General features: G+C 76.0%; 18 protein-coding genes. 9 read left to right on the forward strand and 9 right to left on the reverse strand.

Features of this window, described 5'->3' with window-relative positions; all coding sequences use genetic code 11:
* Window positions 1-64: 64 nt before the first annotated feature.
* Together ACFCX4_RS19790 and ACFCX4_RS19795 are read right to left on the reverse strand one after the other, a co-directional pair.
* Complete coding sequence (locus ACFCX4_RS19790) at window positions 65-1,477, reverse strand: gluconate:H+ symporter (protein WP_376144127.1); 1,413 nt, start codon at window positions 1,475-1,477, stop codon at window positions 65-67.
* Window positions 1,474-2,028 carry a gluconokinase gene (locus tag ACFCX4_RS19795; protein ID WP_376144129.1) on the reverse strand — a complete coding sequence of 185 codons (555 nt, stop codon included), beginning with the start codon at window positions 2,026-2,028 and terminating at the stop codon, window positions 1,474-1,476. The genes ACFCX4_RS19790 and ACFCX4_RS19795 overlap by 4 nt, the downstream gene beginning before the upstream one ends.
* 276 nt (window positions 2,029-2,304) lie before the next feature.
* On the opposite strand from ACFCX4_RS19795, the gene ACFCX4_RS19800 reads away from it, so the two are divergent.
* Together ACFCX4_RS19800 and ACFCX4_RS19805 are read left to right on the forward strand one after the other, a co-directional pair.
* On the forward strand, window positions 2,305-3,000 hold the full coding sequence (locus ACFCX4_RS19800; protein ID WP_376144131.1) for a FadR/GntR family transcriptional regulator: 696 nt from the start codon (window positions 2,305-2,307) through the stop codon (window positions 2,998-3,000).
* A gap of 268 nt (window positions 3,001-3,268) precedes the next feature.
* A complete protein-coding gene (locus tag ACFCX4_RS19805; protein ID WP_376144133.1) occupies window positions 3,269-3,760 on the forward strand; it encodes a hypothetical protein in 492 nt (163 codons plus the stop codon).
* Here the strand turns inward: ACFCX4_RS19805 and ACFCX4_RS19810 are convergent.
* From ACFCX4_RS19810 to ACFCX4_RS19825, 4 genes are all read right to left on the reverse strand, one after another.
* Window positions 3,736-4,500, reverse strand: a complete 765-nt coding sequence (locus ACFCX4_RS19810; protein WP_376144135.1) for a metallophosphoesterase — start codon at window positions 4,498-4,500, stop codon at window positions 3,736-3,738. The genes ACFCX4_RS19805 and ACFCX4_RS19810 overlap by 25 nt on opposite strands.
* Before the next feature lie 25 nt (window positions 4,501-4,525).
* Entirely contained in the window at window positions 4,526-9,112 is a 4,587-nt protein-coding gene (locus tag ACFCX4_RS19815; protein ID WP_376144137.1) for a hypothetical protein, read from the reverse strand.
* Between the two features lie 107 nt (window positions 9,113-9,219).
* Window positions 9,220-10,095, reverse strand: coding sequence for a hypothetical protein (locus ACFCX4_RS19820; protein ID WP_376144139.1), 876 nt, complete (start codon window positions 10,093-10,095; stop codon window positions 9,220-9,222).
* A gap of 108 nt (window positions 10,096-10,203) precedes the next feature.
* Window positions 10,204-11,742, reverse strand: coding sequence for a hypothetical protein (locus ACFCX4_RS19825; protein WP_376144141.1), 1,539 nt, complete (start codon window positions 11,740-11,742; stop codon window positions 10,204-10,206).
* Between the two features lie 188 nt (window positions 11,743-11,930).
* On the opposite strand from ACFCX4_RS19825, the gene ACFCX4_RS19830 reads away from it, so the two are divergent.
* The 4 genes from ACFCX4_RS19830 to ACFCX4_RS19845 all read left to right on the forward strand — a co-directional run bounded on the left by ACFCX4_RS19830 (window position 11,931) and on the right by ACFCX4_RS19845 (window position 15,941).
* Window positions 11,931-12,695, forward strand: a complete 765-nt coding sequence (locus ACFCX4_RS19830; RefSeq protein ID WP_376144143.1) for an IPT/TIG domain-containing protein — start codon at window positions 11,931-11,933, stop codon at window positions 12,693-12,695.
* Between the two features lie 536 nt (window positions 12,696-13,231).
* A complete protein-coding gene (locus ACFCX4_RS19835; protein ID WP_376144145.1) occupies window positions 13,232-14,008 on the forward strand; it encodes a LamB/YcsF family protein in 777 nt (258 codons plus the stop codon).
* Between the two features lie 71 nt (window positions 14,009-14,079).
* Complete coding sequence (pxpB, locus tag ACFCX4_RS19840; RefSeq protein WP_376144146.1) at window positions 14,080-14,694, forward strand: 5-oxoprolinase subunit PxpB; 615 nt, start codon at window positions 14,080-14,082, stop codon at window positions 14,692-14,694.
* Window positions 14,695-14,993: 299 nt separating this feature from the next.
* Window positions 14,994-15,941, forward strand: a complete 948-nt coding sequence (locus tag ACFCX4_RS19845) for a biotin-dependent carboxyltransferase family protein (protein WP_376144148.1) — start codon at window positions 14,994-14,996, stop codon at window positions 15,939-15,941.
* Window positions 15,942-16,173: 232 nt separating this feature from the next.
* Here the strand turns inward: ACFCX4_RS19845 and ACFCX4_RS19850 are convergent, their stop codons facing one another.
* Both ACFCX4_RS19850 and ACFCX4_RS19855 read right to left on the reverse strand, forming a co-directional pair.
* Window positions 16,174-17,097, reverse strand: coding sequence for an aminoglycoside phosphotransferase family protein (locus tag ACFCX4_RS19850; RefSeq protein WP_376144150.1), 924 nt, complete (start codon window positions 17,095-17,097; stop codon window positions 16,174-16,176).
* A gap of 140 nt (window positions 17,098-17,237) precedes the next feature.
* Window positions 17,238-17,999, reverse strand: coding sequence for an alpha/beta fold hydrolase (locus ACFCX4_RS19855; protein WP_376144158.1), 762 nt, complete (start codon window positions 17,997-17,999; stop codon window positions 17,238-17,240).
* Window positions 18,000-18,129: 130 nt separating this feature from the next.
* Between ACFCX4_RS19855 and ACFCX4_RS19860 the strand changes: the two genes are divergently transcribed.
* A complete protein-coding gene (locus ACFCX4_RS19860) occupies window positions 18,130-18,663 on the forward strand; it encodes a PadR family transcriptional regulator (RefSeq protein ID WP_376144152.1) in 534 nt (177 codons plus the stop codon).
* Between the two features lie 93 nt (window positions 18,664-18,756).
* On the opposite strand, the gene ACFCX4_RS19865 is transcribed toward ACFCX4_RS19860, so the two are convergent.
* Complete coding sequence (locus ACFCX4_RS19865; RefSeq protein ID WP_376144154.1) at window positions 18,757-19,341, reverse strand: DUF4396 domain-containing protein; 585 nt, start codon at window positions 19,339-19,341, stop codon at window positions 18,757-18,759.
* Window positions 19,342-19,477: 136 nt separating this feature from the next.
* Here ACFCX4_RS19865 and ACFCX4_RS19870 point away from each other — a divergent pair, with 136 nt between their 5' ends.
* Window positions 19,478-20,242, forward strand: coding sequence for a class I SAM-dependent methyltransferase (locus ACFCX4_RS19870; RefSeq protein WP_376144156.1), 765 nt, complete (start codon window positions 19,478-19,480; stop codon window positions 20,240-20,242).
* 256 nt (window positions 20,243-20,498) lie between these two features.
* The gene (locus ACFCX4_RS19875; RefSeq protein ID WP_376144159.1) at window positions 20,499-21,344 is read left to right on the forward strand and encodes an undecaprenyl-diphosphate phosphatase; all 846 of its coding nucleotides are present in this window, start codon (window positions 20,499-20,501) and stop codon (window positions 21,342-21,344) included.
* Window positions 21,345-21,562: the final 218 nt, after the last annotated feature.

The following is a 21,562-nucleotide window of genomic DNA, read 5'->3' on the forward strand; positions in this document are numbered from 1 at the left end:
GCCCCCCGAGGGGGCGCCCGCCCTTCCGTCCGTCCGCGGGTCCGGCCGGACTCGGCCGGACGGCCTAGATGATCAGGCTGAGCGGCATGATCAGGGCTATCGCGACCACCGAGATCACCGTCTCCATCACCGACCAGGACTTCAGGGTCTGGCCGACGCTCATCCCGAAGTACTCCTTCACCAGCCAGAAGCCGGCGTCGTTGACGTGCGACAGGAACAGCGAGCCGGCGCCGATGGCCAGCACCAGCAGGGCCGCGTGGGTGGACGACATGTCGGCCGCCAGCGGAGCGACGATGCCGGCCGCGGTGATGGTGGCGACCGTGGCCGAGCCGGTGGCCAGCCGGATCAGCACCGCGATCAGCCAGCCGAGCAGCAGCGCCGAGATGTGCCACTTGGACGACCACTCGCTGACCGCGTTGCCGACGCCGACGTCGATGAGGGTCTGCTTGAAGCCGCCGCCCGCGCCGACGATGAAGACGATGCCGGCGATCGGGCCGAGCGAGCGGCCGACCGTGTCGGAGATCCGGTTCCGGTCGAAGCCCGCCGCCCGGCCGAGGGTGACCATGCCGAGCAGGGTCGCGGCGAGCAGGGCGATCAGCGGGGAGCCGATGAAGTCGAACACCCGCTGCGGCATCGCCTTCGGGTCGTCGATCAGGACGTCGGCCAGCGCCTTGCCGAGCATCAGCACGACCGGCAGCAGGATGGTCACCAGCACCGCGCCGAAGGACGGGGCCCGCCCGGACCGGGCCGCGCCGCCCGCCGTGGTCCCGTCCTCCGCGGCGGTCGCCGCCGGGATCTCCAGCGGGCCGACCCAGCGCTCGGCGACACGGGCGAACAGCGGGCCCGCGATGATCAGCGTCGGCACCGCGATCAGCAGACCGAGCGCCAGGGTGATGCCGAGGTCCGCCTTGAGGGCGTCGACCGCGACCAGCGGACCGGGGTGCGGGGGCACCAGGCCGTGCAGCACCGAGAGGCCGGCCAGCGCCGGGATGCCGACCCGCATCAGCGGGACGTTGCCGCGGCGGGCCACCAGCAGCACGATCGGGACCAGCAGCACCACGCCGACCTCGAAGAACAGCGGCAGGCCGAGCACGGCCGCGATCAGCGCCATCGCCCAGGGCAGCGCCCTCTTCCCGGAGCGGGCGAGCACGGTGTCCGCGATGATGTTCGCCCCGCCGGAGTCGGCGAGCAGCTTGCCGAGCATCGCGCCCAGGCCGATCAGCAGGCCGACGCCGGCGACGGTGGAGCCGAAGCCGGTGGAGAAGCTGGTGAGCAGCTTGTCGAACGGCACGCCCGCGACGGCGGCCAGCACGCCGGAGCCGAGGATCAGGGCGAGGAACGGGTGCAGCTTGAGCCTGGTGATCAGCAGCACGATGGCGGCGATGCCGAGCAGGACGGCGAGCAGCAGCCGGGCGTCGCTGCCGGTGTGCGGCAGGGCCGGTGGGGCGGCCGCGAGCACGGTGAGGGTGGGGGTCACGCGAGGTCTCCATTGACGGGCCGCAGCAGGGCGGCGGCCTTCTCGACGAGTTCTTCGGGGGTCGGCCCGACGTCCAGCACGGCGCCGCGCTCGTCGGGGCCGAGCGGTTCCAGGGCGGCGTACTGCGAGCCGAGCAGCGACGGGGGCATGAAGTGGCCGGTGCGGTGCGAGAGCCGGTCCTCGACCAGCTCGGTCCGGCCGCTGAGGTGCAGGAACCAGGCGTCCGGGTCGGCCTCGCGCAGCAGGTCGCGGTAGCCGCGCTTCAGCGCCGAGCAGGTCACCACGCCGCCGGTGCCGGCCTCGCCGTGCTCCCTGAGCCAGGCGCCGATGGCACGCAGCCAGGGCTCGCGGTCGAGGTCGTCCAGCGGTACGCCGGCCGACATCTTGGCGATGTTGGCGGGCGGGTGGAAGTCGTCCGCCTCGGCGAAGGGGAGGCCGAGGCGGTCGGCCAGGAGGCGGGCCAGGGTGGTCTTGCCGACACCGGAGACGCCCATCACCACGATGGTGGGGGGTACCCGGGGGGTGTCGTGGTTCTCGACGCTGAGACCCATGGTGGTGCTCCTTCGTTGCCTGGCCGCCACTATCGCCTCAAAGATATGACGTATTCAAGTGGCGGAAACCAAATCGTCATACTTTTATTCCGGCCGAGCGGGCCCCTCCCGACTACCCCGATCGAGCCGTCCCGATCATCCGGAGCGGAGGTGGCGGCCGGACGGCCGGACGGTCCGGACAGGTGATCGGGACGGGCCCGGGGACAGGTGGTCGGGACGGGTGGCGGCAGCGGGGGCGGCGGCGCCGGGCCGGGGGCGGACGTCTAGGCTGGCGGGATGGAGATCCAGGGCCTGCCCGGCCGACTGCTCGCCGAACTGGGGCCGGCCATCGCGTCCGGAGAACTCCCCGAGGGCACGGTGCTGCGCGCCGAGGAGCTGGAGGAGCGGTTCGGCGTCTCCCGGACGGTGGTCCGCGAGGCGGTCCGAGTCCTGGAGGGGATGCACCTGGTGGCCTCCCGCCGCCGGGTCGGCATCACCGTGCAGCCCCGGTCGGACTGGGACGTCTTCGACCCGCTGGTGATCCGCTGGCGACTGGCCGGCGCCGACCGTTCCGCGCAGCTGCGCTCGCTGGGCTCGCTGCGGCTCGCCGTGGAACCCGCCGCCGCCGCGCTCGCCGCACGGCACGCCACCGACGACGAGCGGCGCCGACTGAGCGCGCTCGCGGTCGAGTTGACGATGACCGCGCGCGCCGCCGACCTGGAGACCTTCCTGCGGCACGACATCGACTTCCACGCCACGGTGCTGCGCGCCTCGCGCAACGAGATGTTCGCCCACCTCAAGGACACCGTCGGTGCGGTGCTCACCGGCCGGACCGAGTACCATCTGATGCCCCATCAGCCCGAGCCCTACGCGATCCGGCTGCACCGGGAGGTCGCCGAGGCGGTCTGCGCGGGGGATCCCGAGCGGGCCGAGCAGGCGATGCGGACCATCGTCGAAGGGGCGCTCGCCGAACTGAACGACCAGCTCGGCTGAACGACCGGCTCCACCGAACCACCGGATCGGCTGAACGACCGGCTCGGCCGCGGCCCCGGAACGACCCGTCAACCCGGCGGGGCGGGGCAGGCGTTCGGCGCCCGTTCGGGCCGATCCGGGCGCGGATCACACGATTTGGTGTCGATTCGGGGGATTCGCGCGCATAGTCCGGGTACGACAGGGCAGAGTGGACGCGGGGGCTCGTCCGCGGCGCCCGCCCCACCCGTGTCCGCCGTTCCGCCGCCTGCCCGCGCCTGGGGGTCGCCCGATGCCAACCGCCCGTCGTCGCCGCCGTCTTCCCGACGAAGTGCGGACGGCCGTCGTCCGCGCGGTGCTCTGCCTCTCCTTCACCATGGTGGGCATCGTGGTGGCGGTCCTCTCCTCCTACGCCGACAGCTGGCTGATGACGCCCGCTCTGATGGCGATGGGGGTCGGGGTGTTCGGGACGATGTGGTGCCTGCTGGAGATCCTGATCTCCCGCCAGGTCGCCGCCCAGCGGATGCGCGCGCCCAACTCGGCCTCCCCGATGGCCGGCAGCCGGGCACCGGTGCGCCACCCGCAGCAGCAGCCACCGCGGCCCCGGCAGGCCCGACCCCCGCAGCCGTACCCGCAGTCCTACCCTCCGCCGTACCCGCACCCGGGCGGGCAGCCGCAGCAGCGTCCCCAACAGGCCCACCAGCAGCAGCCCCACCAGCCCCCGGCCGGGCCGCCCCACCCGGGCGGTCCGGCGCCGCGTCAGGCGGGGCTGACGACCCGGTAGTGGGTGGTCGTCCGGCGGTCGCCGTCCAGGACGTGGAAGGCCAGCAGCGGCGGCTGGTCGAAGGCGATGCCGGGCCCGCCCTCGCAGGGCAGCATGACGGTGGAGACCACCCCCGGCGCGACCAGCAGCGGCAGCCCCGCGAAGGTGGTCGCCGCGGCCGTGTGCGCGTGACCGCAGAGCAGCGCGGCCACCCGGGGGTGCCGGCGCAGCACCTCCGCCAGCCGCACCGCGCCGAACTGGCGGATCCGGTCGACCAGCGGCAGGTGCAGTTCGGCCGGCGGATGGTGGAAGGCCACCAGGGCGGGCAGTTCGGTGCGCCCGGAGCCGAGTTCGGCGTCCAGCCAGTCGAGTGTGGCGTCGTCCAGCAGGCCCTCGTCCCGCCCGGGTACCGAGGAGTCGAGCATCAGCACGTCGGCGCGGGGCAGCCGGTGCAGCCGGTTGACCGGCTCCTCCCCCGGTGCCTCGCCGAGCAGCACCTCGCGGTAGGAGGGGCGGCGGTCGTGGTTGCCGGGGCACAGCAGCACCGGGTGCCGGGAGGCCAGTACCTCGGCGACCTGCCGGTACTCCTCGGCCAGGCCGTGGTCGGCGAGGTCCCCGGTGACCAGCACGGCGTCCAGCGGGCCGGGCAGGGCGTCGAGGTACGCCATCACCTGCCCGGCCCGCCGCCGGGCCCGCTCGCCGCCGTCCCCGCGGTGGACCTGGCCGAGGTGGATGTCACTGAGATGAGCGATCGTCAGCATGGGCACCCGCCCCACGCTACGGCCATCACGGCTGGGCGGGAACCTCCGCCGGCCGCTTGAACATCCGGGTCGCGGTGATCTCGCCGTGGATGGCCGGGCCGTCCGGGTCCTGGGGGGCCGGCAGTCCCGGCCGCAGGTGCTCCTCCACCGAGATGTACTTGAGGCCGGCCCGCAGGTCGGCGTCGTTGCGCAGCCGGATGACCAGCGGGAACTCGGCGAGCGCGGTGGTGTCGAACAGGCCGGTGGTGTAGATCAGCTGGACGCCGAGCGCGTCGGCCACCGCGCGCTGGAGCTCCAGCAGGTAGGTGGCGTTGGCCCGGCCGATCGGGTTGTCCAGGAACAGCGTCCCCGCGTGCCGCAGCTGGGACTGCCCGCGGTCGTTGGCGCGCAGCGCGGCCATCGTGCAGTAGAGCGCGATGGCGGCGGTGAGCAGCTGGCCGCCGGAGAAGACGTCCGACATCTGGCCGACGCCGACCCGCTCGGCGCGCAGCACCGCGTCCGGCTTGAGGATCTCGACGGAGACGCCCTTGGGCCCGATCGCGGCGGCGACACCGCGCAGCAGCAGGGACATGCCGTCGCGGCGCAGGTCGCTGTTCTTGCGCACGGCGGCCCGGGTGGCCTCGTCGATGACCTCGCCGAGCCGCTCGACCAGGGTGGCGTGGTCCGGGTCCTCGAAGCGGATCCGCAGGAACTCCTGGCCGGACCACTCCCCCAGGCCCTCGGGCAGGCGGGAGAGCCGCTGGGCGGCGCGCAGGGTCGCCAGCGAGGACTCCACCAGGCCGCGCAGCCGGTCCACGATCGAGCCGCGGTTGCGCTCCAGCTGGGCGAGCTCGTCGGTGAGCACGCGCAGCCGGGGGGCGAAGGCGGCGGCCCAGTTGACGGCGTGGTCGGGCAGCGCGGAGGCGGGCAGCTCGCGGATCTGCTGGCGGGCCGGGGTGCGGACGGCCTCGTAGCGGGCGGCGTTGGCGTGCCGGACGAGGGCGTCCGAGGCGTCGCGGACGGCGAGTTCGGCGGAGGACAGCTCACCGGCGGCGGTGCGCAGGGTGCGGCGGGCCTCGGCGGAGGCGGTACGGGCCTCGGCGAGCGCGCCGAGGTAGGGCTCGGCCGGCGCCTCGGACTCGTCCTGCTGCTCGCGCAGACCGTCGCGGAGCTGGCCGGCGAGTTCGTCGAAGTCGGCGGCGGCGGCCTGGGCGGTGTCCAGCGTGCGCTGGAGGTCGGCGTGCGCGGTGCGGGCGGTGTCGACGGCCTCGCGCCGTTCGGCGAGCCGGCCGGTGGCGGTGCGCAGCAGGGCCTGGGCGTGCTCGGGGTCGGTGGGGACGAGGTCCTCGGGCAGCTCGGTGTGCGCCTCGCCGTCGGCGGGGGCGGAGCGTTCGGCCTCGCCGCGCAGCCGGCCGAGCTGCTCGCTGGCGGCGGCGGCGCGGGTCTCGATGGTGGCGACCAGCTCCTCGGCGCGGGCGGCGGCGGCCTGGCGGGCCGGGCCGTCGGCGCCGTCGGGGCTGTTGAGCAGTTCCTCGGCGCGGGTGCGCACCTTGTTGGTGAGGCGGTCGAGTTCGGCCGCGGCGCCGGCCTCGTCGCCCTCGGCGCGGGCCTGTTCGGCGCGCAGGTCGGCGCCGACCCCGACCTTCTCGTAGAGCTGGGAGGCGGAGCGGTAGGCCTCGCGCAGTTCGGGCAGCGCGGCCCGGGGGGCCGCTCCGGCGGGCTCGTCGGCCTGCTCGGCGGCGGGGATCTCGGCGCGTTCGGCGCGCAGGGCGCGACCGGTGCGGCGGGCGTCGTCGGCGGCGCGCTGGGCGGCGCGGCGGTCCTCGTCGCAGGTGCGGGCGCGCTCGGCGCAGCCGGCCTGGCGGCGGTCGCACTCGGCGGCGTCCTCGGTGAGTTCGCGCCGGCGGCGGCTCCAGTTGGCGCGTTCGCGCAGCCGGAAGGCCAGGCCGGAAAGGGCGTCGGCCCGGCGGCGGGCGCGCTGGGCGGTCTCCCGGTGCTCCTCGTGGGCGGAGACCGCGGCGGCGTGGTCGGCCTCGGCCTCGTCGTGGTCGGCGCGCAGGGTGGCCAGGGCGGCGGCGGACTGCTCGGCGTGTTCGCGGGCGGCCCCGGCGGCGGCGGCGAGTTCGGCGAGGGTGCCGGGCGGGCAGCTGGCGTGCCAGGAGGCGAGGCGGGCGGCGAGCGCGCGGTCGCCGCCGAGGCGGGCGGCGAGTTCGCGGATGTGCTCCTCGCGGGCGGTGGCGCGGGCGCGCAGTTCACGGCGCTCGTCGTCGGCGGCGGACTCGTCGTGCATGGCCGGGTTCGGCGGCACCAGGAAGAACGCGGGCTGCTCGGTGATCGGGGCGATCAGCGAGGCGGCGGCGCCGACGGCGACGGTGGAGCGGGGCAGCAGGGCGGCGGCGGCGAGGGCCTCCCGCGCCCGGTCGAGGGAGTTCGGGTCGGTGACGACCACGCCGTCGACGAGCTCGGGGCGGGCGGCGAGGATCGCCTCGTGGTCGGCCGGGTCGACGGACTGGGCGAGGTAGCGCCAGCCGGGCAGGGCGGGGATGCCGTGCTCGGCGAGGTACTCGACGGTGGCGAGGACGTCGGGGCCGGGCGGCAGCAGGCCGCCGTCGCCGAGCGCGGCGAGGATCCGGGAGTCGTCGGCGGCGGCGGTGCGCAGGTCGAACAGGGTGCGTTCGGCGGTGGCGATGGCCTCGTCGAGGAGTTCCCGCAGGTACTCGGCGCTGCGGTCGAGGACGGCGGGGGTGAGGAAGCCGGCGTCCTCCTCGGCGCCCGACCCGTCCTCGTTCCACTCGGTGGGTGCGGGGGTCAGGGAGAGCAGGTCGGCGAGCCGCGGCTCGGTGGCGAGCAGCGCGGCGGTGCGCTGCTCGGCGGCGAGCGCCCGGGCGGCGGCCTTGCGGGCGTCGGTGGCGCGGGCGGCGGCGAGTTCGGCACGGCCGGTCGCGGCGGCGGACTCGCGCAGCCGGGCGGCGGCGGACTCCGCGGCGGTGCGGGCCTGGGCGAGCGCGGCTCCGGCGGCCTTCTCGACGTCGGCCGCGTGCAGGGCGGCGCGGGCCGGGTCGACGTCGCCGTCGGTGTCGATGAAGCCGGCCTCGACGGCGGCGGCGGTCTCCTGCTCGACCTCGGCGAGGCGCTGGCGCAGGTGCTCGGCCTCGCTGCGGGCCTTCTGGGCGGCGGTGGCGGCCTCGGTGGCGTCGGTCTGGGCCCGGCCGCCGTCGGCCTGGAGTTCGGCGGCGCGCTGCTCCTCGGTGTCGGCGCGCTCCTCGGCGGCCGCGGCGGCGCTCTCCAGGGCGCGGGCCAGGGCGGTCGCGGCGCGGGCGCGGGCGGCGAGCGCGGGGGCGGCGTCCAGTTCGGCCTCCCGGATCGCGGCGGCGACCCTGGTCACCCGGTCGGCGGCGGCTCGGTGGCGCAGCACGGCCTCGGCGGCCTGCCAGGCGGAGTGCAGGGTGCGGGCGTCGGTGAGTTCGCGGCGCAGCGCGGCGGCCTCGCCGGTGGCGGCGGCCAGGGCCAGGCTGGCGTGCCGGTGGGTGAGTTCGGCGGCGATGAGGCTGTGCCGGGTGCGGTCGGTCTCGGCGGCGGTGACCGCTCCGGCGGCGGCGGCGACCTCGACGGCGAGGTCGTGGGCGCGGTCGCGTTCGGCGGCGGCGCGGGTGGCGAGGGCGTGGGCGAGCCGGCGGGTGCGGCGTTCGGCGGTGCGGTGGGCCTCGCGGACGCTCTCGCGGGCGGTGGTGGACTCCGCGATCCGCTCCAGCAGGTCCAGCGAGCCGGCCGTGAAGTCGCGTTCTGCGGTGAGTTCGGAGCGCAGGCCGAGCTTGGCGGCGAAGCCGTGCACGAGGTCGGCGAGGCCGTCGGTGTCCCGGGTGTCGGTGACGGCGCGCAGCAGCAGGTCGGTGAAGTCCTTGTCCTGCTTGACCGCGAAGAGGCCGGCCGCCTCGCCTTCGTCGGCGTTCATCTCGCGCTGGTAGCGGAAGAGTTCGGGGTCGAGGCCGAGGTCGCCGAGGTGTTCGGTCCAGCGGTCGTGGCCGTCCTCGAAGACCAGGTCGAGGTGCGGGTGGGCCTTGCCGGCCTCGGTGAGGGCGTCCCGGAAGCCCTTCATGGTGCGGCGGCGGCCGCGGGCCTTCTGGTCGCCGGCCAGGCTGATCCGCTCGGCGACCGGGAGGGAGTCGAGGGTGAGGCCGGGGCCGGGGCGGAAGGAGTACCAGGTCTCGGCGAACTTTCGGGGGTCGGAGGAGACCTGGCGGCCGCGCCACTCGCTGACCTTGCCGACCACGATCGGTTCGCCGGTGACGGTGTGCTGCCACTCCAGGGCGACGTGGCCGCAGTCGTCGGCGAGCAGGAACTTGCGGAGCACTCCGGAGCTGGCGCCGCCGAGGGTGTTGCGGTGGCCGGGGAGCATGACCGAGAAGATCAGCTTGAGCAGGACGGACTTGCCGCCGCCGTTCTCCAGGAAGAGGACGCCGGCCGGGGCGGGGCGGCGGACCGGGCCGTCGCCCTCCTCGCCGAACAGGCCGATCTGCTGGGGGGCCGGGTCGGCGACGGGCTCGCCGACGCCGCGCAGGTCGAGCACCGTGTCGGCGTAGCGGGCGCCGGCCGGTCCGATCGAGTAGAGGCGGACCCGGTTGAGCTCGTACATGTGCGGCGGTTCTCCAGGTGGCGGGTGGGTCGGCGGGTGCTGTCCGGTGGGGGCCGGGGTGCGGTGGGGCCGGAGTGCTTCGGGGGCGGGGGCGGTGGTGCGGGCGGCTAGAGGGAGTGGAACGGCAGGCCGGCGTCGGCGACCAGGTCGTCGCCGGTGTCCGGGGGCAGCAGCGAGGCGGTGCCGTCGGACACCGGGACGATGCCGAGGTCGAGGAGTTCGGCCATCGCGGCGCCGCCGGCCAGGTCGCGGACCTGGAGCTGGTAGCGGGCGGTGGTGCGGTAGGTGCCGCCGGCGTCGTCGGACACCTTCTGCAGGAAACCGGAGTCGACCAGGAACAGCACGGCCTTGGCGACGATGCCGATGGTGGAGCCGGAGAGCCTGCGGGCGTCCTTGGTGGCCCCGGTGGCGGTGCGCCGGGCCCAGACCCGCCAGGCGGCCTCCAGACCGGGGGCGTCGCTCTGCGGGTCGGTGTTGTCGCCGTCGGCGGCGGCCTGCTCCTCCAGGCGGCGGCAGGCCTGGCGGACGAAGGCGTCGATCCCGTTGACGGTGATCCGGCCGAGGTAGCCGTCGTCGGCGAGGTCCTCGGGGCGGGGGAAGGCCATCGCGGCGACGGCGAGGTGGGCGAGACCGTGCAGGAACCGGTCGGTGGACTCGGAGGCGGCGCGGCGGGAGTAGTCGCCCATCCGGACGGCGAAGACGGAGTCCTCGGCGGCGGCGACGGCCATCCCGGCGCGCGGGGAGACCTCCAGGACGACCAGGCCCATGCCGGTGGCGACGGCGTCGGCGAGCCGGGCGAAGGGCGGGTCCTCGCGGTGGCGGCGGACCAGTTCGGCGTACTCGGCGTCGCGGGCGGGGAGCAGCTTGGCCTGGAGACCGAAGGAGACCAGGCGGGCGGCGTCGGCGACGTCGGCCGGGGTGATCGGCGCGGGGGCGGCCGGTTCGGTCTCGGGCGCCCAGGACGTGTCGTGGTGGGTCGTCACGGGCGGTGCTCCTCGGGGGCGTTGCGGTGGTTCACGGGTGGGGTCGCGGTCCGGTTCGTGGTCGTGGTCTCGGTCGTGGTGCGCGGCCGGGGCAGCGCCGGGCGGCGGTCAGCCGGCGTCCTTGCGGTCGGCGGCCATCCCGACGGCGTCCAGCAGGGCGCTGCCGACGACGAGGTCGGCGCCGCCGAACTCCCGGTCGTGCAGCGGGGTTCCGTCGTCGACGGCGAAGAGCAGCCGCTCCTCGCCCTGCCGGTAGGCGGTGCCGACCGGCGGGCTGGCCGCGTGCACGGCCAGCAGGGCGACCAGGTAAGGGAGTTCCGGGTCCCGCGCGCGGGCCTCGGCGAGCAGGCCGGAGAGCCGGCGGGGCGCGTCGGCGGGCAGGTCGAGCAGGTCGAGGGCCGCCTCCAGCTGGGCCTCGGAGAACCGGCTGTCGTCCGGGGTGGCCACGAGGTCCGGGTCGGGCAGCTCGGCGCCGAGGTGCTCGCGCTCGACCGGCGGGGTGAGCAGCAGGTCGACCAGGTCGGCGACGCGCACCGAGAAGGGGGTGCGCAGGCCGGTGCCGCGGGCGAAGAAGGCGCCGGTGGGGCGGACGGCGTGCTCTATCGGAAGCCGCAGCACCGGGGCGAGCAGCTGGCCGTAGAGGTCGATGCCGCTGCGGGCGCCCGGGGTGGCGAAGGCCTGCCGGTCCTGTTCCGCGCGGAACAGCGGGCCGGCCTCCAGGAGCCGGGTCTGCAGCTGGGTGTGGCGGCGGATGCAGTCCTTGACGATGTCGACCAGCTCGGCGGCGCGGCGCTTGTGCTCCGGCTCCTCGGCCTCGTCCCGGGCCTTGCGGATGTTGGTGAGAATCGCGTTCTCGTGCCGGTAGCGGTCGGCGATGTGGTCGAGTGCCTCGTCGATGAGGTCCGGGATCGCCCCCATCCAGTCGACGGCGCGGACGTTGCGGCGGGTGGCCTCAAGAGCGCGGCGCAGCGTCTCGGCGTACTGGACGGTGCGGTAGCGGGCCTGCTCGGCGGCGAGCTGGGCGTCGGCCAGGCGGCCCCGGCGGATCAGGACCTCCAGCTTGACCTCGGCGGCGATCTGGGCGGAGGTGACGTCGGTGTCCAGCGCGCCGACCAGGACGTTCACCGCCTCGTCGGTGGTCCGCAGGTAGACGCCCCCGTCGGGGCCCGGGACCTCCTCGATCAGCTTGAAGTCGTAGTCGCGGCGGACGTACTCGCCCTCGCCGTTGAAGGTGCCGTAGACGGCACGGAAGCCGCGGTCGACGCTGCCGACGTTGATCAGCGACTCCAGCACCCAGCGGGCGACCCGCTGGTGCTCGGCCGCGGTCCGGGCCGGGGCCTGGGCGGCGACCCTGGGCAGCAGCCTGGCCAGCACCGTGTCCCGGTCGGCGCCGGTGTCGAAGTCCATGCTGAGGGTGACCAGGTCGATCGCGGCGAGGCCGACCTCGGCCATCGCGTAGCCGCCGTACTCGCCGGCCAGCATGACCTTGCGGTTGTCGAGGTCGTGCAGCGGCGCGGTGCAGGCCAGCGCCTTGAGCCGGCGGGCCAGGCCCTCGTCGGCGGCGGGGCCGGGCGCGGGCCGCGCGGCGGCGGACCCGGCGGGCGGCCGGGGGCCGTGCTCGGTGGGCTGGTCGGCGATGACGGTCACGGTGGACAAGACTAGAGGCAGGTGCCGACATCGACCGAAACGGACCTTCCGGACAGCCGGGCGCCCGGCTCCGGACACCGGTTCCCGCCCGGCGGGAACGGGCCCGCGCCGGAGCGGGCGGGCGGTTCTAGAACCGGCTTTCGAGAAAAGGCCTGCACCACTCCCCCCTCTCGACCATGATGCTTCATATGATCACCAGACTGGTTCGAGGCGGCCTCGCCGCCGCACTGGCCGTGACCACCCTCACCACCGGCGCGGCCCTGGCCGCCCCCGCCACCGCCGCGACCACCACCGTGAGCGGCCCCGACGTCACCGTGACGCAGGCGGGCAACTACCCGATCTTCCCGGTGGACTCCACCAACTTCGCGGTGACCTGGAAGTCGACCGGCACCGCGGACGTCACCGGGGTCACCCGGCTGACCGTCGACCTGCCGCCCGGCCTGACCACCGACGGCGCGCTGATGTACTCGACGCCCTACGACTACACCTTCAGCCAGACGGTCTCGCCCGACGGCCGTCGGCTGGAGGCCGTGTTCACCGGCACCCGGGCCCCCGGCCGCAGCGACTTCATGAAGGTCATGGTCCGCTCGCACGGCACCCCGCCGTCCGGCGTGATCACGGTGACCGCGGCCAACAAGGACGACGTCGACCCGTCCGACAACGTCTCCCGCTACCAGCTCGGCAGCGGCCTGCTGCCGGCGGTGACCCCGGCCGCGCCGACCGTCACCGGCACCACCCCGGGCACCGGCCCGGCCGCGGGCGGCACCGCCGTCACGATCAGCGGCACCGGTCTGACCAACGGCTTCGCCCTGTTCGGCAACACGCCGGCCACGGGCAGCTGCACCGCCACCGCCTGCACCGTCACCGCCCCGGCCGGCACGGGCAGCGTCCCGGTCACCCTGGTGACCCCGGGCGGTTCGGCCGCCGCGTCGTCCTTCACCTACACCCCCTGATCGCACCCGGCCGCGGCCGGACCCGACCGGCCGCGCACCGAGCCCGGTACCCCCTGCGGGTACCGGGCTCCGGCGTTCGCGCGCGGGCCCGGGGAGAGTCGGGCACGTTCCCGTCCGCCGATCGCCGCGGCGTTCCGGGGTCCGGTCAAGGCCCCGGTGCGCGGCGTCCGGGTGATCCACCGGGCCTTGCCCGCGCGCCGGGACCGTCCCGCCCGCACCGATCCGCGGCCCGCCGCGGGACGTTCCGCCCGGCCGGCGGTTCCTCGCCGTGCCGTTCGGGACCGTGGGTGCCGAACCGCTGCCGCTCGTGCCGCGTGCAGCGGCCAACCGCCCGGCGGGCGCAGGCGCGCGCGGGGTGGGGACACGGCGGGCGGGGCCGGGACGGCCCGGAGCGTGACGAGCGGGGCCGCGACGGGGGACGGGCACCGGCCGGCCGCCCCCGCGGGCCGACCGCCACCGGACGGACGAGCGGCGCGCGGCGGCCCCCTGCCCAGGCCCTACCATCTGGCTCAACAGCTGCTGGGAGGCGGACGGGCGTGGCCGATGCGGTGATCGATCTCAATGCGGACCTCGGTGAGGGGTTCGGACGCTGGACGCTGACCGACGACGAGGCGCTGCTCTCCGTCGTCACCAGCGCCAACGTCGCCTGCGGCTTCCACGCCGGGGACCCGTCGACCATGCGCCGGGTCTGCGCGCTCGCCTCCGAACGGGGCGTGCGGATCGGCGCCCAGGTCTCCTACCGGGACCTCGCGGGCTTCGGCCGCCGGGCGATGGACGTGCCGCCCGACGAGCTGGCCGACGAGATCGCGTACCAGATCGGCGCCCTCCAGGTCTTCGCCCGCGCCGCCGGCTCCCGGGTCTCCTACGTCAAGCCGCACGGCGCCCTGTACAACCGGGTGGTCTCCGACGCCGAGCAGGCGGAGGCGGTGGTCGCCGGGATCCTGCGGGCGGGGGCGGTCTGCGACGGCCCGCTGCCGGTGCTCGGCCTGCCGGGCTCCCGGCTGCTGACCGTCGCCGAGGGCGTCGGGCTGCCGGTCGTCACCGAGGCGTTCGCCGACCGCGCCTACACCTGGGCCGGCACCCTCGTCCCGCGCCGGGAGCCGGGCGCCGTGGTGCACGACCCCGGGACGGTGATCACCCGCGCGGTCGGCATCGCGCGCGACGGGACCGTGGAGGCCGTCGGCGGCGAACCGATCGGCGTCGAGGCCCGCTCGCTCTGCGTCCACGGCGACACCCCCGGCGCCGCGCAGCTCGCCTGGCGCATCCGGGGCGCGCTCGCCTCGGCGGGCGTCCGGGTGGAGGCCTTCGCGTGACGGCGGCGGGCGGGCGGGCGGGGGACGACGGCCGCCCGGGAGTCTCCGGACCGGGCGTCACCGTTCGCCGGGTGGGTGAGCGGGCGCTGCTGGTGGAGCTCGCGGACACCGCCGAGGTCACCGCACTCTACGGCTGGCTGCGCGAACGGCGGTCGGCCGGCGGGCTGCCCCGGGTGGAGGAGATCGTGCCCGCCGCCCGGACCGTCCTGCTCGACGGCGTGACCGACGTCGACGCGCTGACCGCGCTCCTGCGCGCGGCCCGCCCCGGCGGGCCGGCGTCCGCCGCGTCCGGACCGCTGGTCGAGGTGCCCACCGTCTACGACGGCGCGGACCTCATGGAGATCGCCGGCCTCTGGGGCGTCTCGCCCGAGGCGGCCGTCCGGATCCACACGGAACCCGAGTACGTCGTGGCGTTCTGCGGCTTCGCGCCCGGCTTCGGCTACCTCACCGGCCTGCCCGCCGCCTACGGGGTGCCCCGGCGGGCCACCCCGCGCAGCGCCGTCCCGGCGGGCTCGGTCGCCCTGGCCGGCCCCTACACCGGCGTCTACCCGCGCTCCTCCCCCGGCGGCTGGCAGCTCCTCGGCCGCACCGCGCTCCGCCTCTGGGACACCGACCGCACCCCCGCCGCCCTCCTCGCCCCGGGCACCCGCGTCCGCTTCACCCCCACCCGGGAGGGCGCCCCGTGAACACCGCCCGGTGCGACGGGGCCACGGGGCTGCGCCCGGCAGGCACCGGCGCCCCGGGCCGGAGTGCGCCGGCGGCGGGTGGCGGCCGAACCCGCGACGGCGGCACCCGGCCGGACAGCGCGAGGAGCCGGACCGGACCGCCACCGCAACGCCGCCGGGCCCTCCCGCCGGACCGCACGACCACGACGGCCCCGGCCGGCCGCCCGGGCGCGACGCCGACGGCCCCGGTACGGAGCGCCCGGCCCCCCCGAGCGGACGGGGACGGACGAGGCACCGCAGACAACGGAAGGGATCGCACGATGACGGACGGGCCGGACGCGGCGGGCCACTGGACGAGCACGGTGACGGACGGCCCGGCCGTGACGGCGCACGCGCCGGCGGACGCGCTCGTCGTGGAGCGGCCGGGGCCGCTCAGCACCGTGCAGGACCTCGGACGGCGCGGCGTCGCCCACCTCGGGGTGCCCCGCGCGGGGGCGCTGGACGGGCCGGCGCTGCGGGCCGCCAACCGCCTGGTGGGCAACGCGCCCGGGACCGCGGCCCTGGAGACCACGCTCGGCGGCCTCGCGGTGCGTGCGCTGCGGCCGCTGCTGGTCGCGGTGACCGGTGCGCCGTGCCCCGTGCGCGTGGACGGCCGGCCCGCCGCCTGGGGTGCTCCGGTGCCGGTGCCCGCCGGGGTGGTGGTCGACGTCGGCGCCGCGACGGCCGGGGTCCGCGCGTACCTGGCGGTGGCGGGTGGGATCGCCGTCCCGCCGGTGCTGGGCAGCCGCTCCGCCGACCTGCTGTCCGGGCTGGGTCCGGCCCCGCTCGCCGTCGGCGACCGCTTGCCGGTCGGCCCGCCGGGGCCGCGCGGACGGGGACCGGAGCTGGTTCCGCTCCCCGCTCCCCCGGCCGTCCTGGTGCTCCGGCTGCGGCCCGGCCCGCGCGCCGACTGGTTCGCCCCGGAGGCCGCGGACCTGCTCGCCCGCGAGCGCTACCTGGTCGCCCCGGAGAGCAACCGGATCGCGCTGCGCACCGAGGGCCCGCCGCTCCCCCGCGCCCGGGACGGCGAACTGCCCAGCGAGGGAATGGTGCTGGGTGCCGTGCAGGTCCCACCGGACGGACGGCCGGTGGTCTTCCTGGCCGATCACCCGACCACCGGCGGCTACCCGGTGATCGGCGTCGTCCCGCCCGCCGACCTCGCCGCCGCGGCCCAGGCCCGCCCGGGCACGCCGGTCCGCTTCGTCCTCCTCCGGAGCCCCGCGGGCTGACGGCGGGCGCCCGGCGCGAGGACCGGCCGCGGGCCTGCCGCACCCCACCCCCGCCGGGACCGGTGGGTGACCCGGCCCGCCCCTCCGCCGACCCGCCCCTCCGCCGACCCGCCCCTCCGCCGACTCGCCGGAACCGACCTGTCGGAACCGACCCGCCGACGCCCCGACAACGCTCCCACCGGCACCCGTCGGAGCTCGGCCACAACCCCGGCCCCGTCCGCAACGCCGCCCCCTACCGCCCCGACAACGCTTCCGCGACGGCCCGTTGGACCTCGCCCACGGCCACCTCCCCGTCCTCGACGTCCCAGAGGACGTTCTGCAGGACGCGGGCGAGGGTCCAGCGGACGGCCCGGTCGCGGTCCAGACCGAGGCGGTCGGTCATCAGGTCGAAGCGGCGGCGCACCGCGCGCGGCAGGTCACCGGTGGCGGTGAGGTCGGCCCACCGGTTGCACAGCGCCGGGAGCAGCTCGAACCCCGGGTCACCGGCCAGCGGTTTGGGGTCGATGGCGAGCCAGGCGGCCCGGCCGCCGGGTGCCGGCGGGGCGAGGACGTTGCCGTGGTGGAGGTCCCAGTGGAGCAGCCGGTCGCCGGGCTCGGGCCGGACCTCGCGCAGGGCGGCCGCGAGGTCGGCGAGGAGCAGACGGTCGGCCGCCCCGGTCAGCGCGCGGACCGCCCCGGGAACGCCGGCGAGCATGCCGTCCGCGACGTCCGCCAGGCTCCGCAGCCCGGCCGGGGCGCGGTGGGAGGTCAGCTCCGCGAGCAGCCCGGCCAGGACCTCGGTGGCGGCCAGGTCGTCGGGGACGGCGAGCAGGGAGCGCGCGGGGTCGAGGCGTTCCAGCAGCATCGAACCGGTGGCGGGGTCGTGGTCGAGCAGCCGGACGGCGCCCCGGCCGTCCCAGGCGCGCAGGGCGATCGGCTCGCCCGCCGTCTCCTCGTCCACGGGCTGGAGCTTGAGGACGGCCGGTGTGCCGTCGGCCCGCCGGACCGGCAGGACCAGGCCGACGACGCCGTGCGCGGGCGGGCCGTCGGGGCGCAGGTCCCAGCTCTCCGTCAGCTCCGCCGCCAGGGCGGGGAGTCGTTCGGCCCAGGCGTGCCCGGCGGCCCCGTGGAACTCGGTGAGGGAGGCGGCGAGCGCCCCGGGAACCCGGATCGTCATGGCGGACGGACTCCTCGCTTCGGCGGTGCGGCAGGCGGCCCGACGAGCGGGCCCGGCAGGCGAGCTCGGCAGGCGGGCCCGACGAGCAGGTTCGGGAGACGGTCCGACGGCCCCCTCACGGACGGCCCACCGGAACGACGCTACGCCGACGCGGCCGCGACGGCCGCCGCGAAGCCGTCCGGATTGTCGATCATGATGTTGTGCCCGCAGCCCGGCACCGCCGCCAGCACCACGCCCGCCTCCCGGAGGCGGTCCGCCCCGGGCAGTTCGCCGTCGGCCGCGGGGAAGAGGAAGGTGCGCGGCAGGTCCAGGCCGTGCAGTTGCTCGCGCAGGGCCGGGACGGTGGCCCGGCAGCGGTGGACGGCGCTGCGGTGGAGCGCCTCGGGCCCGGCCAGCCGCATGGTGGCCCACCAGAACGGGCCCGCCCACCGCTCGGCCCGCTCGCGGCCGCCGGCCAGGAACTCCTCCTCGGTGAGGCTCGCCAGCCCGCCGGCGCCGGGCCCGGGGCTCGGCTCGACCGGGTCGATCACCGCGTCGACCAGCACCAGGGAGCCGACCAGCCCGGGGTGCCGGTGGGCCAGCGCGATCGCGACCGCGCCGCCCAGGCTGTGGCCGATCACCTCCACCCGTTCCGCGCCGGCCGCGCGGACGGCCGCCGCGACGGCGTCGGCGTGCGCCTCCAGGGTGTACGGGAAGTCGGCGGGCCGGTCGCTGATGCCGAAGCCGAGCAGGTCGAGCAGGAGCGAACGGCGCCCGGTGAGCAGCGGATGGGCGACGGCCCCGGCGTAGTAGACGGGCGAGCTGGCGCCGAGGCCGTGCAGGTAGAGGCGGGCGGGCTCACGGCCGGGGATCTCCACCCAGCGGATCCGGTCGCCGTTCGGGGTGACGGTGGCGTCGCGCACGGTGGTGCTCCTCGCGAGGTCGGTGGGGCGGCGCCCCGGGCCGTTCCGCGGGTGCCGGACCAGACAATACATCGTCATCGAGGTACAGCTACATCGATGCATTCGGTCCGGGATCTGACAGAGTGACCTCATGCTGAAGCTCGCGATCCTCGGGTTCCTCCACGACCGGCCCCTGCACGGCTACGAACTGCGCCGCCACCTCGCGGCACTCACCGGTCACGTCCGGCCGATCAGCGACGGCACCCTCTACCCGGCGATCAAGCGGCTGGAGGCGGACGGCCTGCTGGTGCGCGCCACCGAACCCGGCGCGGCGGCCGCCCCCCGGCACACCCTGCGACTCACCGACGCGGGCCGGGCCGCCCTGCTGGACCGGCTGCGTGCGCCGGACGACCTGGACGTCAGCGACGAGAACCGCTGGTTCACGGTGCTCGCCTTCCTCCGCCACCTCGACGGCGAACCGGCCGCGCAGGCCGCCGTGCTCCGGCGCCGCCTCGCCTTTCTCCGCGAACCGGCCAGCTTCTTCTACGACGGCACCCGGCCGGTGGTCGCCGAGGAGGTCACCGACCCGTTCCGCCGCGGCATGCTGCTGATCGCCCGCGCGACCACCACCGCGGAGCTGGACTGGCTGCGCACCACCCTCGCGGAGCTCGACCGGACCTCCTGAGCACGCACGGGAACGCCGCGGCCCGCGCCGACCCCCTTCGAGGGCCGGTGCGGGCCGCGGCGTCCGGTCCGACGGGCAGCGCGGGCGGGACGCTCAGTGCTGGTGGTAGGCGTGGACCACGGCATGGCCGCGCCCCTTGCCGATCATCCACTTGTTGACCGGGACGGTCAGGACGAAGGCCAGCGCCAGCGAGCCGGCGAGCGCGACCCAGAAGAGGAGGTTCCCCAGGCCCGCGTCCATCGCGCCGGGCACGGTCACCATCACGCCGTTGTCGATGATCTCCATGACGATGATCGAGACGGTGTCGGCGGCCAGCGCGACCTTGACCGCGGTACGGACATCCAGCCCCGCCCGGAGCACGCCGCGCACGGTCAGCGCGTAACCGAAGACGAAGGCCAGCAGCACCGAGAGCACGACGGTCGCACCGTTGCCCAGCCCGAAGGCGGTGCCGAGCACCATGCCGAGGATCTCGCCGATGGCGCAGCCGGTGAGGCAGTGCAGGGTCGCCTGCGCCGCGGCCTTCCAGGTCACGCCCCCGCCGGCGTGCGCCCGGGCGTGGTGCGCGTGCTTCTCGTGGCCTTCGTGACCCGCATGGTCCGCATGCTCCGCGTGAGCCCGGTGACCGCCGTGCTCGTGGCCGGCGTGCTGCTGGTGGTCGTGCTGGGCGGGGTGTGCCATGTCGTCCTCCACGTGCTCGTTCTCTCGGCCGTGCTGCCCGGTACGTCGTTGACTATATACCCCCCAGGGGTATCGACCAAGCATCGTTCCGCACGCCCTCTTCCGCTCGTCCCGCCACCGTGCTCCGATGGTTCGCATGGCCGACGAACAGCACCACGCACCCGGGGACGGGCCGCACCGCGCACCGCACGACGACGGTCCCCGGCAGCCCGCCCGGCACCGCCCGGGCCACCGCGGCACCGGTCCGGGCCCGATCACTCCGGACGGCTGCGCGGTCGAGATGTACGAACGCCTGCCGGTCCGCGACGAACCGCAGGTGATCGCCGGCGCCGTGCCGCCCGGCGCCGGCCTGCTGGAGCTCGGCTGCGGCGCGGGCCGGATGACCCACCCCCTGCTGGAACTGGGCTTCCGGGTGACCGCCGTCGACGAGTCCCCCGAGATGCTGGAGCGGGTCCGCGGGGCCCGCACCGTGCGCAGCCCGATCGAGCGGCTGGACCTCGGCGAGCGCTTCGACGTCGTGCTGCTCGCCTCCTTCCTGATCCACACCGGCAGCCCGGAGGTGCGCCGGGGGCTGCTGGAGACCTGCCGCCGGCACGTCGCCCCGGACGGCTGCGTGCTGATCCAGCGGGAGGGCGAGGACTGGCACACGGACGTGCCGCGCGAGCGCCCGCTCGGGAACGGCGGGCTGGTGCGGGTGGCCTCGGCCACCCCGCTCGGCGACGGCGTCAACGAGGTCCACGTCGAGTACGAGTTCCCGGACGCCCGGTGGACCCAGACCTTCCGGTCCCGCCCGATGGACCGGCCGGAGTTCGAACGGGCGCTCGCCGCGGGCGGGCTGGTGGTCGAGGACTACCTGACCGAGGACGGCACCTGGGTGCGGGCCCGTCCCGTCGCCGGCTGACCGGAAGTGCCCCGCGGGCCCCGAGAACGACCCCCGGGAGTGGGGGGCGCGCGACAGCCCGTCACCTGAACGGCGTAGCATCAGGCGGACGCCGGGCCCGCGCGCGGCCCGAGCGCCGGGCGGGACCGGTGGTTCGCCTGCCACCGGACCGCGCCGCTGGACCGCGCCGGCCGGTTCGCAGGACCGTTCCCGCACCGACCAACAAGGAACGCTTCATGCGCATCGAGCGACGGATACCCCGGGCGGGTGTCCGGTGATCGACTGGTTCCACGGGGCCGTCCTCGGCCTGATCCAGGGACTCACCGAGTTCCTGCCGATCTCCTCCAGCGCCCACCTCCGGCTCTTCCCCGCCCTCCTGGGCTGGCAGGACCCGGGCGCGGCGTTCACCGCGGTGACGCAGCTCGGTACCGAGACGGCGGTCCTGATCTACTTCCGCCGCGACATCGCCTCGATCGTGAAGACCTGGACGCTCTCGCTGTTCAAGCCCGCGCTGCGCTCGCACCAGGACGCGCGGATGGGCTGGTTCGTGATCATGGGCACCCTGCCGATCGGCATCCTGGGCAAGCTGTTCCAGGACACCATCGAGCACGACCTGCGCGATCTGCGGATCATCGGCACCACGCTGATCCTGTTCGGCGTGGTCCTGGCGGTCGCCGACCGCACCCGGGCCGTCCGGTACGCCAAGCCGATCACCGAGCTGACCCTGCCGCACGCGGCGGGCTACGGCATGGCCCAGGCGCTCGCGCTCATCCCTGGCGTGTCCCGCTCCGGCGGCACGATCAGCGCCGGTCTGCTGCTCGGCTACAGCCGCGAGGCGGCGGCCCGGTACTCGTTCCTGCTGGCGATCCCGGCCGTGCTGGCCTCCGGCGTGCTGGAGCTGTTCAAGATCGGCGAGGGCCCGGCGCCGGCCTGGGGGCCGACCATCCTGGCCACCCTGATCGCCTTCGCGGTCGGCTACGCGGCGATCTCCTGGTTCCTGAAGTACATCTCGAACAACAGCTTCATGCCGTTCGTGATCTACCGCATCGCGCTCGGCGTCCTGATCATCGTCCTGGTCTCGGTCGGCACGCTGGCGCCGGACGCCGGCGTGGTAGCCAAGTAGCCGGGAGCACGTGACGGGCAGCGCGTCGCAGGAGCGCGTGACGGGCAGCCGGGCAACCGGAAAGTAGAACGCGGTTCCACTCCGGAACGACGAAGCGGGCCGGTCCACCGACAACGGTGGAACCGGCCCCGGCATGGGGGTGGGAGGGGGGGCCCGGGCCCGCACCCCGGGGAGCGGACGGGGGGGGGGGCCCGGGCCCGCGGCAGCCGGGGGCCGCG

The organism is Kitasatospora sp. NPDC056327 (genome assembly GCF_042261735.1).
In the GTDB taxonomy this organism is placed as follows: domain Bacteria; phylum Actinomycetota; class Actinomycetes; order Streptomycetales; family Streptomycetaceae; genus Kitasatospora.

What these genes read in the sequence shown, in the direction of transcription:
- ACFCX4_RS19795 (WP_376144129.1), bottom strand. Translation starts at nt 2,028, where the DNA reads ATGGGTCTCAGCGTCGAGAACCACGACACCCCCCGGGTACCCCCCACC.
- ACFCX4_RS19800 (WP_376144131.1), top strand. Translation starts at nt 2,305, where the DNA reads ATGGAGATCCAGGGCCTGCCCGGCCGACTGCTCGCCGAACTGGGGCCG.
- ACFCX4_RS19805 (WP_376144133.1), top strand. Translation starts at nt 3,269, where the DNA reads ATGCCAACCGCCCGTCGTCGCCGCCGTCTTCCCGACGAAGTGCGGACG.
- ACFCX4_RS19810 (WP_376144135.1), bottom strand. Translation starts at nt 4,500, where the DNA reads ATGCTGACGATCGCTCATCTCAGTGACATCCACCTCGGCCAGGTCCAC.
- ACFCX4_RS19815 (WP_376144137.1), bottom strand. Translation starts at nt 9,112, where the DNA reads ATGTACGAGCTCAACCGGGTCCGCCTCTACTCGATCGGACCGGCCGGC.
- ACFCX4_RS19830 (WP_376144143.1), top strand. Translation starts at nt 11,931, where the DNA reads ATGATCACCAGACTGGTTCGAGGCGGCCTCGCCGCCGCACTGGCCGTG.
- ACFCX4_RS19845 (WP_376144148.1), top strand. Translation starts at nt 14,994, where the DNA reads ATGACGGACGGGCCGGACGCGGCGGGCCACTGGACGAGCACGGTGACG.
- ACFCX4_RS19850 (WP_376144150.1), bottom strand. Translation starts at nt 17,097, where the DNA reads ATGACGATCCGGGTTCCCGGGGCGCTCGCCGCCTCCCTCACCGAGTTC.
- ACFCX4_RS19860 (WP_376144152.1), top strand. Translation starts at nt 18,130, where the DNA reads ATGCTGAAGCTCGCGATCCTCGGGTTCCTCCACGACCGGCCCCTGCAC.
- ACFCX4_RS19865 (WP_376144154.1), bottom strand. Translation starts at nt 19,341, where the DNA reads ATGGCACACCCCGCCCAGCACGACCACCAGCAGCACGCCGGCCACGAG.
- ACFCX4_RS19870 (WP_376144156.1), top strand. Translation starts at nt 19,478, where the DNA reads ATGGCCGACGAACAGCACCACGCACCCGGGGACGGGCCGCACCGCGCA.